Here is a 13,329-nt window from a genome sequence, read left to right on the forward strand (position 1 = left end):
GGTAAATCTTCCCTAATTTGACGCTAACGGTTTATAACTGGCGACTAAGTTTATGCGTGAAGCCCTTTTCGTTAAACGCAACACCGACAAGTGGCGTGACATAGAACAAAATCCAACCAACGATCCTGATGAGTTGACGGATCGCTTTGTGGAATTGACCGACGATTTATCGTACGCCCGAACGTTCTATCCTGACTCAAAAGTAACGCGCTACCTCAACGGATTAGCCGGGCAAATGCACCGGGGCCTGATGCAAAACCGGCGCGACGAACGAAGTCGATTTCTCACGTTCTGGAAATACGAACTGCCGCTTTTATTTCGACAATCGCACCGAATGCTGGCTCTGTCGGCGGGCATTTTTCTTGTGGCGTCTATTCTGGGCTGGGTATCGGCAGCGCATGACAACACCTTTGTTCGATTGATTCTGGGCGATCAATATGTAAACATGACGCTCGAAAACATTAAAAAAGGCGATCCGTTGGGTGTATACGGCAGTAGCGATCAGGCCAGTATGTTCGTACAAATTACCCTGAACAATATTTACGTGGCTTTCCGAACGTTTGTATTTGGACTGTTTGCTTCGTTTGGCACGATGGCCATGCTGTTCTACAACGGTGTGATGCTGGGCTCTTTTCAATATTTTTTCTACGAACGCGGTCTTTTGCTGGATTCAGTACTGAAAATCTGGATTCATGGTACCCTCGAAATATCGGCTATCGTTATTGCCGGTTGTGCTGGCCTGACCGTGGGCAACAGCTTACTTTTTCCCGGCACTTACTCCCGGTTGGAGTCTTTCAAAAGGGGTATTAAGCAGGGCCTGAAAATTGCCATTGGCCTGGTTCCTATTTTCATTACGGCTGGTTTTCTCGAAAGTTTCGTTACCCGGCTGACATTGCCTCCTCTAGTTAGTGGCAGTATTATTCTGATATCAGCAGCCTTCATTGGCTGGTACTTTATTCTCTACCCGATTCAACTAAACCGCAGGATTCAACCATGATTCAACTCTTTCAACAACGTGATTTTGGGGACAAAATCAACGTTACATTTCAATACATTACCCAGAATTTTCGCAGCCTTGCGTTAGCGCTCGTTTACATCGTCGGCCCCGTAGCCTTGCTGGCAGGCATTGCCACGGGGGTCTTCCAATCTAATATGCTTAATCTGGGAAAAATGGCAAGGAATGGCGACATCGACTCCGATAGCCCTTTTGGTGCGGGCTACGCAATGGCCTTAAGCGTTTTCTCTCCGGCTTTCTGGTTTACGATGATCTTTACGCTGCTGGCTATTTTGGTTGTAAGCCTGGTTACCTATGCACACATGAAGGTGTATGCTCGTAAAACGCAACAGAACGCTCCGATTGGCTCAGGGCCTGTAGACATTAGTGTGACGGAAGTTTGGGAAGAAATGCAGCCCCTGATTAGTCGCGCAATCGTTATCAGCGTATTGAGTTCGATCATCGCGTTTGCCGCTACGTTGTTTTTCGTGATTCCAGGCATTTATGTCGGTATTGTGTTATCGCTGGGGCTGGTCGTAACAACCTTCGAAGGGACGGATTTTGGCCAGACCTGGAACCGTTGTTTCGCGCTTATTCGGGACAAATGGTGGTCAACGCTGGGAATCATTTTCGTCATGGGGATTATCTCGGGGGTTATTGGCTTGATCTTTACCCTCCCCGCCGGGATTCTTAGCTTTTTGATTACGGCAAAACTGCTGCCCGATATGTCAGGATTTTGGCTCATTCTTGGTAATGTAGTAGCAACCGTGGGCAGCACCCTTTTGCGGTCTATCATTTATGTAGCCCTTGGCTTTCAGTATACAAATCTGGTTGAACGGCAGGAAGGTCGGGGACTACAATCAGCCATCGACTCTATCGGCACACCTACAAGTCAACCCCGCGCATCGGATGAAGGATCGTATTGAATTACGGGTTGCGGTTTACGAGTTACGCGTTGGACGATTATGTTGTCTGATCCTTTGGTTGTGCCTCTTGCTAGCCATACCACCAGCGGCTTTGGCTCAAGTACAAAAAACAACTCCTCCAGTTGCCGTCCGGGATGATCGTACTCCTCTGCAGGTACGTTACCCGGAAGCCGATCACCTGCGCGATCTCCAAACCGACCATGATTATCAATATGGCAACGATGCCCCTCCACCCGAAAACCCAATAGCCCGCTTTTTTCAGTGGTTATTTCGAAAAATCGGAGCGTTTCTTCGCAGTGAATCCTATTACAACGTTTGGCAGTACGTCATTCTGGCTGGTGTTGTCGCATTGGTAATTTACCTGCTCATGAAGGCCGAAGTGATGAAAATCTTGTTTCCTAAAAGCGCTCAATCGAGCGGCCTTGACTATGAAAATCTGGCCGAAAATATCCATGAAATTGATTTCGATGTGGCCGTTGAGGAAGCTGTCAATAACCGAAATTTCCGGTTAGCCACACGTCTGCTTTATCTACAGACACTCAAACGCCTAACCGATGCTGGTCGAATTACCTATAAGCCCGACAAAACGAATCGGCAGTATGTGTATGAGTTAGCTAATTCGCCATTACAGGCTGACTTTGAGACATTGACCCGGCAATTTGAGTTTGTCTGGTACGGCGATTTCCCAATTGATGAATCCCGGTTCGGGCAGCTTCGTCAACAATTCCGACAGTTTAATCAGCCGGTTGCTCATCAGGCTTAAACAGAAATCACCTTGCCTAAACCGAATAAATATTTCCTGATCCTGCTAGCAACGGTAACGGCCTATATGCTCTTTGAGTATTACCGCCCCAAGCCGATTGACTGGAGGTCAACTTATCAGAACGATGACAAAGTGCCGTTCGGAACCCAGGCGTTGTTCGAGCTTTTGCCAGATGCTCTTCCACAGTCGACGGTGAAGATGACACGGCTGCCCATTTACAACTTTCTGGGCGAGACGAAACTCCCTTCGCTCAGCAATTACCTGTTTATCAATGAAGACTTTAAAGCCGATAGTATTGAGCAGGGGCAACTCCTGGCGTATGTAAACAGAGGCAATACCGTCTTCATTTCGGCGTACAATCTGCCTGATTCACTTTGTGCGAAATTGGGATTTAAGGCAGACGTAAAACCGAATAACAAAGCCGATACAACCCTCAGGCAGAACTTCGTCAATCCAAAGTTGCATACGGCGAAGGGCTATAATTTCTTCCACGACGACGGTCGTAATTTCCTGATGATCAAAAAACCGCAGAACATCACTATTCTGGGTCGTAACGCTCGTAAAGAGCCTATTTTCATTCGGGTGCAGTACGGGAAAGGGCAGTTTTTTATCCAGAACCTACCGTTGGCGTTTACGAACTATTACGTACTGAGCACCAAGACATCGGACTACGCGTTCAAAGCACTTTCTTATTTGCCCGTTCGTCCTACCTACTGGGATGAATACCAGAAACAGGGACGATTCGATGAAGATCAGCAATCAATTTTCCGATATGTTCGTTCACAACCCGCCCTCAACTGGGCTTACTATCTGGTTGTCTTTGGGTTAATTTTCTACGCCATCTTTGCCGGAAAACGCACGCAGCGCATTATACCCATTATCGAATCGCCTAAAAACACATCGCTCGATTTTGTGAAAACCGTTGGGCGCATGTATTTTCAACAGAGCGACCACGACAACCTCGCGCGCAAGAAAATCCAGTACTTCCTGGCCGATCTACGCGAACGCTACGGCCTAAACACAACCGTTTTAGACAAAGAATTTACCGAAACGTTAGCCCGAAAAAGTGGTGCATCCATAGACGAAACAGCAGAGTTAGTGCGGCTCCTTCGCGACGCCCAACGCAGTATCTCGCTCTCGGAATTTGATTTGTTAACCCTGAACCGAGCAATGGAAAAACTTAAACAAACTATCTGACCGTAGAATGTCTGAACCAGGATTTTAACAAGATTGAAAAGATTCGAAGATTCACTGATTATCGCTTCTTCAATCATATTAATCTTTTCAATCTTGCTAAAATCCTGGTTCAGACATCTCGGTTCAGACATACTTTATGGATTCATTCGAAACTCGTTTAGACCTTACGTCCCTCACCGCTGCGGTTGAGGCTATCCGCACTGAAGTTGGTAAAGTCATCGTCGGGCAACACCAAACGGTCGATTTACTGTTAACGGCTCTACTCGCTGATGGGCATGTGCTCATTGAAGGCGTACCGGGCGTGGCCAAGACATTAACGGCGAAACTGTTGGCAAAAACGATGTCGGTAGGTTTTAGCCGGATTCAGTTTACGCCCGACTTAATGCCCGCCGATGTTCTGGGAACATCTGTTTTCATGCCCAAAACGGGTGATTTCTCGTTCCGACAAGGCCCTATTTTTTCGAATCTGGTTCTGATTGATGAAATCAACCGCGCTCCTGCCAAAACACAGGCCGCCTTGTTCGAGGTGATGGAAGAGCGGCAGGTCACAAATGATGGCACAACGTATCTGCTCAATGAGCCATTCATGGTGCTGGCCACTCAGAACCCCATTGAGCAGGAAGGCACCTACCGATTGCCCGAAGCACAACTTGACCGTTTTCTGTTCAAAATTGTCGTTGGTTATCCAACGGCAACTGAAGAAGTAGATATTCTGCGAGGTCATCATCAACGCCGGAACCTGTCAGATGCTCTTGAGGCCGTCAACGCCGTACTTACTGCTGAACAACTGGCCACATTACGCAATCAGGTGCACCAGGTTCACGTTGAAGATAAGCTATTTGATTACATTGCCCAGATTGTACAGGCTACCCGTGCTAACAAATCGCTGTATCTGGGCGCATCACCCCGTGCATCGGTGTCGCTGCTGAATAGTGCTAAGGCACTGGCTACGCTCCGAGGTCGTGACTTCATTACCCCCGAAGATGTTCAGGAATTGGCAGCCCCTGTGTTACGCCATCGGGTTTTGCTTACGCCTGAACGTGAAATGGAAGGCGGAACTGCTGATGAGGTTGTAGCACAATTGGTCCAAAAAATTGAGGTGCCAAGATAGAGATGAATAATTCACAATGTATAATGAATAATGGTAGACAAACCAGAAGTGGCCTTGTCTCTCTTATTATTCATTGTGCATTATTCATTATTCATTATTCATTCACATTTGCCCAAACCCCCACCCGGGAGCAACTGACCGGTACCTGGATTGGCGTACATACCGAATGGGATCTGGATTTCACTTGCACCTTACCGATTTATCTTCAGTTAGAGGCTGACAGTACCTATCACCTCGGCCTCATTGATGGATCGGCGGGTAAGATAACCTCAACGTGGGCTATCCACGGCGAGTCAGTACGGCTGGACACAATCCATTATGCCCCTAAGCTCGTCACGTTACAGAACGATCTACTACGAATCGGGACGAACTATCCAATGCTTTTTAGGCGATTTAACGACTTTCCACTCGATTCGGCAACCGTCTATCAACAGCTAAATGGGCGTATCTGGCAATCCGACAGTCTAACCATTTCTCTTTTTGCCAATGGTCAGGCGAGTTTAGAAAATATAGGAACCAAACAGCGAACGGCACACTTCTGGCGACTAGCTCAATTTGACCGATCTGTATTTCTGGTTATTCTGGGAAACCAAACTAATTGGGACAGTGGCTATAAAGTAATCTGGCAACTTAGCAGCGTAGCCACCAACTTGCTACAGGCTATTGGCTGGAATGGGTGTCGGATAGCCGCCGAACCGTTTCGATTCGTTAGAAATCTATCGGCGGTAGAGACATGCAAACCCAGTGGTTTTCAGACCTGCGATAACTGCTTCCGGTCAATATGGGCTGAGTCTATGCTTACGCGTGGACAGAAACGGTATGACATCATTCAGCTATTTACCAAGCATTATCAACCCATTAATCAGACGGGAGAGTCAGGGCTTGTACGTATTCAGTTTGTAATAAATTGTTCGGGCGAAAGCGGGCAGACGGAAGTAAATGGGTTTGATGAAGACTATTGTCCAAGGCAATTCGACTCCCGAATTACCAACCAACTGCTGGCCATCTGTCGCGACTATATCGTCACCGATCAATCAATCCGTCAGCCAGATAGTAATCGAGACCTGTTCCACGATGCTTTCATTTCACTCGCATTTCGGTTTAAAGACGGGCGTATAACGGACATACTACCATGATGCGACTCTGTTTTTTTTGCTGGCTCTTGCCGCCACTATCTGTGCTCGCTCAGGACAACGAACGCATCTTAAAATCCTTCGCGTCGACGCTAGCCGCGAACCGATCAGCCCAGACAAGATTCTTTTTTGGGGAAAGGCGGGAGAGGGTCCGCTCAGATACGTTGTCGGCCAATACGCAGAATTTTCGGCATAGGGCTTTTAATTATGTGTGGGCAAAAGACTATGAACAGGCAGTTGTGTGGCTGGAAAAAACGACTGCGCTTTCACCAAAGGAACATGGTATTGTCGGCGAATTCTATCTGACTCAATTTCACGACTATCCGCGTGCGCTGACACATTTTAATGCGTACGATGCGCTAACACCTAACTTCGATGACATCGTCGGCTACAATCCGGTAAGCTATATGCGTGGGTTAGCCTATCGAAGTATGGGAAACCACGAGAAGGCAATTGAGCAATTTTCGATAGCGATTGAACCATTAGCCGCTAAGCATGGTGACGAATGGGTTAATTATCGACATTTTGTAAGCCGGGCCGTTAGCTATATCGCGACCCAACAACCCGAGAAAGCCTTAGCAGACCTAGAAAAAGCCGGCAAAAATTACAAGCGGAGTGCCCTTGTCCAATACCACCGCGGGCGAGCCTTGCTCCTATTGAATCGAACAGCCGAAGCTAAAACAGCCTTTCAGGATGCTTCCTTTTTCTTCAAAGCCCTCCGAGCCGAGCGTAGAGGGGATTATCAGGAAGATGATTTCAACCCCATCTATGAGATCGAAATTGACGAGATTATCAGTCAATTAAAATCCAAACCGTAGCGAAATAGTTAATGACAACTTTTTATGAACGAATAAAAACGGTTCTGGATGGCGCTCGTCAGCATGCATACCGAGCTGTTAATTTTGCTATGGTCGAGGCTTATTGGCACATTGGCCAGCTTATTGTCGAAGAAGAACAACAGGGGAATAGTCGTGCGGAATATGGTAGTGGCCTCCTAAAATACCTCGCCCAGCGCCTGACAAATGATTTTGGAAAAGGGTTTGATGAACGAGAAATGCGCCGAATTCGGCAGTTCTACTTGACCTTTCAGATTCGGGACGCGTTGCGTCCCGAATTGAGTTGGACTCACTACCGCTTGTTATTAAAAGTGGAAAATGCTGATGCTCGAATTTGGTACATTCAGGAAACAGCAAGCCAAAGTTGGAGTAGCCGGGCGCTAGAACGGCAAATTAACTCATTCTATTATGAACGTTTGCTAGCGACCCGTGAGGCTGACCGCCCCGATGTTAAACGAGAAGCCAATGAGAAAACGAGTTCCCTTAAGTTAGAACCTAGAGACATTCTCAAAGATCCATACATTCTGGAGTTTCTAGACCTGAAACCGAACTGGAAAATTTATGAAAAAGAGCTCGAACAAGCTCTTTTAGACAATTTACAGACATTTATGCTGGAGTTGGGGAAAGGATTTGCCTTTGTGGCTCGCCAGAAACGTATGCTCGAAGGGGACGATAATTTTCGGATCGACCTAATTTTCTACAATTATATTCTTCGGTGCTTCGTACTTATTGACCTTAAAATTGGCAAACTAACTCATCAGGATATCGGGCAGATGGATATGTATGCTCGCATGTACGAAGAACAAGCCAAACAACCAGACGACAATCCTACAATTGGATTAATTCTCTGCACCGAGAAAAATGAGACGGTTGTCAAATATTCTGTTCTGAACGGAAGTCAGCAACTGTTTGCCTCCAAATACAAATTGTACCTTCCGACTGAGGAAGAATTGATGGCCGAAATCGAACGCGATAAATACTTACTTGAACAAAACCGCAGAAATCAATGAAGGCTATCCGTTCTCTTTTTATTGCTACACGCTTGTGGTTCGGCTTAATTGCGCTTGTGTTGTTGTTTGTGGCTGCCTACGCTTTTCCAATCCTGTTTTCGCTGGTGAAAGTAGCCTTTGCTGTTTTTATGGCGATGATTGGGCTGGACTTCTGGTTACTCTTTTTTAGCAAGAGTCAACCGGCCGGGTTAGCTTTCTTTGCCCGTCGCGAAGTGCCCGAACGCTTGTCGAACGGCGACGAAAATCCGCTTACAATCTACCTCGAAAACCGATACTCATTCCGAACCGATGTAGAGCTTATCGATGAAATCCCGTTTCAGTTTCAACGGCGTAATGTACTCTTCCGAGCCCGCTTGAACCCGCGCGAAAACCAGGCAATTCGCTATGAACTTCGCCCCACACGCCGGGGTGAATACAATTTCGGAGCCGTAAATGTATTTGTGCTATCGCCCTTGGGTTTGCTGAAACGACGGTATCAGTTTGAACAGGGAAAAATGGTGGCGGTTTATCCTTCGTTTTTGCAGATGCGCCAATTCGAACTTCTGGCAGCTACCAATCGCCTGAATGAAGTCGGTGTAAAGCGAATCCGACGTATTGGTCATAGTATGGAGTTTGAACAGGTTCGTCCCTACTCTACTGGCGACGATGTACGAACCATTAACTGGAAAGCGACCTCTCGCCGAAGCGATTCGCAAGGGGCTTCCCTGATGATCAATGCTTTTCAGGATGAGCGTTCACAGCCTATTTACTGCCTGATTGACAAAGGTCGCGTCATGCAATCGCCATTTGATGGATTGACACTGCTTGATTATGCCATCAATGCCAGTCTGGTTTTAAGCAACATTGCGTTGATCAAGCAAGACCGTGCAGGCGTGTTGACATTCTCCGATCACATCGGCCAGCTATTACCTGCCGAGCGCCGAACCGGGCAAATGTTGAAAATTCTGGAGTTGCTTTATCGCCAGAAAACCCGCTTTCTAGAGACGGATTACGAAAGTTTGTATGCCGGTGTCCGGGCGCACATTCGGCAACGGAGTCTGCTACTGTTATTTACAAATTTTGAAACGATGAGCGGCATGCAACGTCAACTGCCCTACCTCCGTCGATTAGCCAAAGATCACCTGTTACTGGTAATTTTCTTTGAGAATACGGAGTTACGCGCGCTCATCGATAAGCCAGCCACTGATACCGAACACATCTACATGAAAACAATCGGAGAGAAATTCTCTTTCGAGAAAAGGCAGATTGTGAAGGAGTTAGGGCAATACGGTATCCAGACGATATTGACGGCACCACAAAATCTGACAGCCAATACGGTTAATAAATACCTGGAATTGAAATCCAGGGGTATGATTTAGTCTTTGTCATGCTGACGGAGGAAGCATCTTATAGTATCCTAATGAGTGAATAAGGGAATCTTAAGATGCTTCCTCCGTCAGCATGACAAAAAATACTAATTATCTCCCAAGCCGCCCTTCACCGATTCATAATTGGACTTAAGACGTCCCATTTCTTTGGCTAGAAAGGTTTGCAACTGGCGATTGAACTCTTCCTGTTCGTCACCCGACAAAGAGGCATAAAGATCTTTTAATTCCTGATTGATGGCCGCTCGTTCGGCATCATCGGCCGCATTGATGGATCGGTAGTGGTATTTTTTAAAATCGTATTGAGTCATGTTGTCGCTATACTCCTTCAGGCAAATTGGCAAAAACCTCTTTTAGAGGTATCTGCAAACCATCAATATTAATTAATTCATCAAGTACGGTATAAGCCGTTTCAGTCCAAACATTTGCCTGTTCGGTACGTCGGCAAACGATCACTTCACGGTCAAATGGATCAATGAATACAAGCTCCTGTACTGTATCCATTTGTTCATATTTTCGTCGCTTAGCTCCTAAATCATAGTTAAATGTTGATTCAGAAAGAATTTCAACGATCATATATGGATTTGTAATAATGGATCGAGATTTTCCTTCAAAAACCGGATTACCCTTTACAACCAGTACATCGCCATTGTAGTGTCCTTTCCGACCCTCCTTTCGAATACCAGCATTACTGCCAGCGACATAAATTTGTTTACCTGTATAAAACCCTTTTAACAAAAAAATTAATTGGCTAACTAAAAGCTCGTGGATAAACGTAGCTAATCCTATTATGATAATCTGACCATTATGATACTCAATATTGTAATCAGTTTCCAGTAGAAACTCCTCAAATTCTTCCCATGATGCTGGTACAGCAACTAGCTTTCCTGTTTCCAGTCCCATCACCTGTTTATCACTCAGCCGTACTTTCTCTAAAGCCTGCATAGATTATCCATCTGCTTTTTAGTAAAGATACAATAACCCATAATAAAGCAAAAGGCTCTTCCTAAGTGAAAGAGCCTTTTGCTTTATTATATAATTTACGAATTCATCAACTCGCGCTGTGCCTTCAAGCGGGCTTTCTCAATTCGGCCCGACACGATGATACTAACTTCATACAACATGGCTAGCGGCAAGGCAACCAGAACCTGACTGTAAATATCGGGCGAAGGTGTAATGATACCAGCCACCACCAGAATCACAATCCAGGCATGCTTCCGGTATTCGCGCATGAACTTCGGCGTCAGGATACCTACTTTCGATAACACGTACGCAATCATCGGCATTTGGAAAATCAACGCACAACCCAACGACAGCGTAACCAGAATACCAATGTAAGAGGTAATGTCAAATTGGTTTTTGATATCAGGAGTAATCTGATAATTCGCTAAAAAGTTGATTGCCAACGGCGATACAATGAAATAACCGAAGAAAAGGCCGAGCAAAAATAGCAGCGACACAAAGAAAACAGCCCCACGGGCGGCTTCCTTTTCAACATTACGTAAACCGGGCTTGATAAACCGCCATAATTCCCAGAAAGCATAGGGAAATGCAAAACATAAGCCGATAATGGCCGATGAGGTCAACGCCATCGTGAACTGATCGGAAACGCCCAACGCCTGAAGTTCAAAATTGAGCTTTGTAACGCATAGGTCTGTATAGCCAGAAATTTCTGACAGTTTACACATCATGCGATACGTCCAAAAATCAGGATTTTTGGGACCCATAATCACGATCCGGAATATATCTTCGATATAGACGAATGCAATCAGGGCGAACACAAAAATAGACCCAACGGCGCGGATGATGTGCCAGCGGAGTTCTTCCAGATGATCCAAAAAGGACATTTCCTTGCCTTCTTCAGATTCTATCTCTTCGTCAGTCAGTTGGTCGAGTGGCATTGTATTGTTTTAATTGCGAATGATAGAATGAGTGAATGATAGAATAAATAGATAGCGAATGGTATTACTCACCACTGCGGCAGACCATTCATTATATCATTCACTCATTCACAATTAACTTTTATAGAGCGGAAACGCTTTCATCCACTCGTTAATTTCTTCTTTAACGGTCGAGAGTACGCTTTCGTTGTCGTGATTCATCAGCACCTTGTCGATATATACGACAATTCGTTCCATGTCCGATTCTTTCAGGCCACGAGTCGTCATAGCGGCCGTTCCAACGCGCATACCCGAAGTTACCATCGGCGATTTATCGTCAAACGGAACCATGTTTTTATTGATCGTGATATCTGCCTTAATAAGCGTATTTTCGGCCAATTTACCCGTCAAACCTTTCGAACGCAGGTCAATCAACATCAGGTGGTTATCCGTACCACCCGAAATGATTTTGTAGCCCAGATTCAGGAATGAATTGGCCATGGCTTGTGCGTTAGCTTTTACCTGAACAGCGTAATCGTAGAAATCGTCGCTTAACGCTTCGCCAAACGCAACTGCTTTTGCAGCAATAATGTGCTCCAATGGACCACCCTGCGTTCCAGGGAATACACCTGAATCCAGCAGTGAGGACATCAAACGCGTTTCACCTTTTGGAGTTTTAATACCGTATGGGTTCTCGAAATCATTCCGCATCATGATAATGCCGCCCCGTGTACCGCGCAGCGTTTTGTGCGTAGTCGTTGTCACGATATGCGCATGCGCTAATGGATCATTCAATAAACCTTTAGCGATCAGACCTGCTGGGTGGGATACGTCCGCTAATAAAAGAGCACCTACTTCATCGGCAATAGCGCGAAGCCGGGCATAATCCCAATCGCGGCTATAAGCCGAAGCTCCACAGATAAGTACTTTAGGCCGTTCGCGTTTAGCGGTTTCTTCAACAACATCGTAATTGATAACGCCTGTTTCCTGCTCAACACCGTAGAATGTCGGACGGAAATATTTACCCGAAATATTGACCGGCGAACCGTGCGTTAAGTGACCACCATGCGACAGGTTAAATCCCAGAATGGTATCGCCAGGTTGCAAACAAGCCAGGAATACCGCCGTGTTCGCATTGGCACCAGAGTGTGGCTGAACGTTAACCCAGGTAGCCCCAAAGAGTTCTTTTGCCCGGTTGATCGCGATTTGCTCAACCTGATCAACTACTTCACAGCCACCATAATACCGTTTGCCAGGTAGTCCTTCAGCATATTTATTAGTCAGAACACTTCCAGCGGCTTCCATCACGGCAGGCGACACAAAATTTTCGGAAGCGATCAATTCAATACCCGACTCCTGCCGGTGTTGTTCTTTAGCAATCAGGTCGAACACCTGCGAATCGCGGGTGGTATTGGTGACGGTCGTCATCAGTATGAACGGTTTATTTGATTGATTGTCTGTTTGGTTAATAAAACCTTAGCCAACAAACGGGCAGAAAACCAAACATCTATTTCAGAACAAAGGTACGGCAGAAAACGGTAGAATAGACTGTCGATGTTCAGGACAATGCCGACAAAATCCAGGTCCTGCGTCGCACAGTTTACCGATATCGAATTTCATTGGTCATTAAACCTTTGCAAAGCAGGTTTATCTTAAAGAAAAGGCACATACCGACAACATTATTTATCGGTTTGAGTTGAAAGATGTGCTTCAGTAAACTTACTAGTAACGATATGAAAACTATGAAAAATCGATCGAAAGTATGGGTGCTGGCGGCATTGCTGTTGCCCGCTCTTATGTCAGGTTGTGCTACTACAGCAACAACTACCGTACAGGGTCCTCCACCCGCTCGTGTTGAAGTAATTCCTGCCGCACCATCGGCTCGACATATCTGGATTCCTGGCCATTACGTACGCAGAGGTCGTAATTATGTATGGGTTAATGGATTTTATAAAGTAGCTCCCCCTCGTTACAATGCCTGGGCAGCTGGACACTGGCAGCAAACCCGCCGAGGCCCCGTTTGGGTTGAAGGCCACTGGCGATAATTGATCGAACGCTGATTTTTAGGATTGATATGATGACACAAGATCATTTTAATCCTAAAAATCAGCGTTC

14 protein-coding genes are annotated in these 13,329 nt (G+C 46.0%); 10 read left to right on the forward strand and 4 right to left on the reverse strand.

The window, feature by feature from the left end; all coding sequences use genetic code 11:
• Nucleotides 1-52: 52 nt before the first annotated feature.
• From H3H32_RS28625 to H3H32_RS28665, 9 genes are all read left to right on the forward strand, one after another.
• On the forward strand, nucleotides 53-997 hold the full coding sequence (locus H3H32_RS28625; protein WP_182459147.1) for a stage II sporulation protein M: 945 nt from the start codon (nucleotides 53-55) through the stop codon (nucleotides 995-997).
• A complete protein-coding gene (locus H3H32_RS28630; protein ID WP_182459148.1) occupies nucleotides 994-1,920 on the forward strand; it encodes a hypothetical protein in 927 nt (308 codons plus the stop codon). Before H3H32_RS28625 ends, H3H32_RS28630 begins: the two co-directional genes overlap by 4 nt.
• Nucleotides 1,904-2,683 carry a DUF4129 domain-containing protein gene (locus H3H32_RS28635; protein WP_182459149.1) on the forward strand — a complete coding sequence of 260 codons (780 nt, stop codon included), beginning with the start codon at nucleotides 1,904-1,906 and terminating at the stop codon, nucleotides 2,681-2,683. The genes H3H32_RS28630 and H3H32_RS28635 overlap by 17 nt, the downstream gene beginning before the upstream one ends.
• Before the next feature lie 12 nt (nucleotides 2,684-2,695).
• A complete protein-coding gene (locus tag H3H32_RS28640; RefSeq protein ID WP_182459150.1) occupies nucleotides 2,696-3,880 on the forward strand; it encodes a DUF4350 domain-containing protein in 1,185 nt (394 codons plus the stop codon).
• Between the two features lie 136 nt (nucleotides 3,881-4,016).
• Nucleotides 4,017-4,991: an AAA family ATPase gene (locus H3H32_RS28645; protein ID WP_182459151.1), complete on the forward strand. Its 975-nt coding sequence runs from the start codon at nucleotides 4,017-4,019 to the stop codon at nucleotides 4,989-4,991.
• Between the two features lie 23 nt (nucleotides 4,992-5,014).
• Nucleotides 5,015-6,127 (forward strand): hypothetical protein, encoded by a 1,113-nt coding sequence (locus tag H3H32_RS28650; RefSeq protein WP_182459152.1) that lies wholly within the window; start codon nucleotides 5,015-5,017, stop codon nucleotides 6,125-6,127.
• Nucleotides 6,124-6,942: a tetratricopeptide repeat protein gene (locus tag H3H32_RS28655; RefSeq protein WP_240543521.1), complete on the forward strand. Its 819-nt coding sequence runs from the start codon at nucleotides 6,124-6,126 to the stop codon at nucleotides 6,940-6,942. The genes H3H32_RS28650 and H3H32_RS28655 overlap by 4 nt, the downstream gene beginning before the upstream one ends.
• Before the next feature lie 11 nt (nucleotides 6,943-6,953).
• Nucleotides 6,954-7,970 (forward strand): PDDEXK nuclease domain-containing protein, encoded by a 1,017-nt coding sequence (locus H3H32_RS28660; protein WP_182459153.1) that lies wholly within the window; start codon nucleotides 6,954-6,956, stop codon nucleotides 7,968-7,970.
• Nucleotides 7,967-9,328, forward strand: coding sequence for a DUF58 domain-containing protein (locus H3H32_RS28665; RefSeq protein WP_182459154.1), 1,362 nt, complete (start codon nucleotides 7,967-7,969; stop codon nucleotides 9,326-9,328). The genes H3H32_RS28660 and H3H32_RS28665 overlap by 4 nt, the downstream gene beginning before the upstream one ends.
• A gap of 95 nt (nucleotides 9,329-9,423) precedes the next feature.
• On the opposite strand, the gene H3H32_RS28670 is transcribed toward H3H32_RS28665, so the two are convergent.
• The 4 genes from H3H32_RS28670 to glyA all read right to left on the reverse strand — a co-directional run bounded on the left by H3H32_RS28670 (nucleotide 9,424) and on the right by glyA (nucleotide 12,642).
• Nucleotides 9,424-9,645, reverse strand: a complete 222-nt coding sequence (locus H3H32_RS28670; protein WP_182459155.1) for a hypothetical protein — start codon at nucleotides 9,643-9,645, stop codon at nucleotides 9,424-9,426.
• A 7-nt stretch (nucleotides 9,646-9,652) separates the two neighbouring features.
• A complete protein-coding gene (locus tag H3H32_RS28675) occupies nucleotides 9,653-10,279 on the reverse strand; it encodes a Uma2 family endonuclease (protein WP_182459156.1) in 627 nt (208 codons plus the stop codon).
• A 95-nt stretch (nucleotides 10,280-10,374) separates the two neighbouring features.
• Complete coding sequence (tatC, locus tag H3H32_RS28680; protein WP_182459157.1) at nucleotides 10,375-11,235, reverse strand: twin-arginine translocase subunit TatC; 861 nt, start codon at nucleotides 11,233-11,235, stop codon at nucleotides 10,375-10,377.
• Nucleotides 11,236-11,349: 114 nt separating this feature from the next.
• Nucleotides 11,350-12,642, reverse strand: coding sequence for a serine hydroxymethyltransferase (gene glyA, locus H3H32_RS28685; RefSeq protein ID WP_182459158.1), 1,293 nt, complete (start codon nucleotides 12,640-12,642; stop codon nucleotides 11,350-11,352).
• A 305-nt stretch (nucleotides 12,643-12,947) separates the two neighbouring features.
• Between glyA and H3H32_RS28690 the strand changes: the two genes are divergently transcribed.
• Complete coding sequence (locus tag H3H32_RS28690; RefSeq protein ID WP_182459159.1) at nucleotides 12,948-13,259, forward strand: YXWGXW repeat-containing protein; 312 nt, start codon at nucleotides 12,948-12,950, stop codon at nucleotides 13,257-13,259.
• Nucleotides 13,260-13,329: the final 70 nt, after the last annotated feature.

The sequence above is a fragment of the Spirosoma foliorum genome, assembly GCF_014117325.1.
GTDB lineage: Bacteria > Bacteroidota > Bacteroidia > Cytophagales > Spirosomataceae > Spirosoma > Spirosoma foliorum.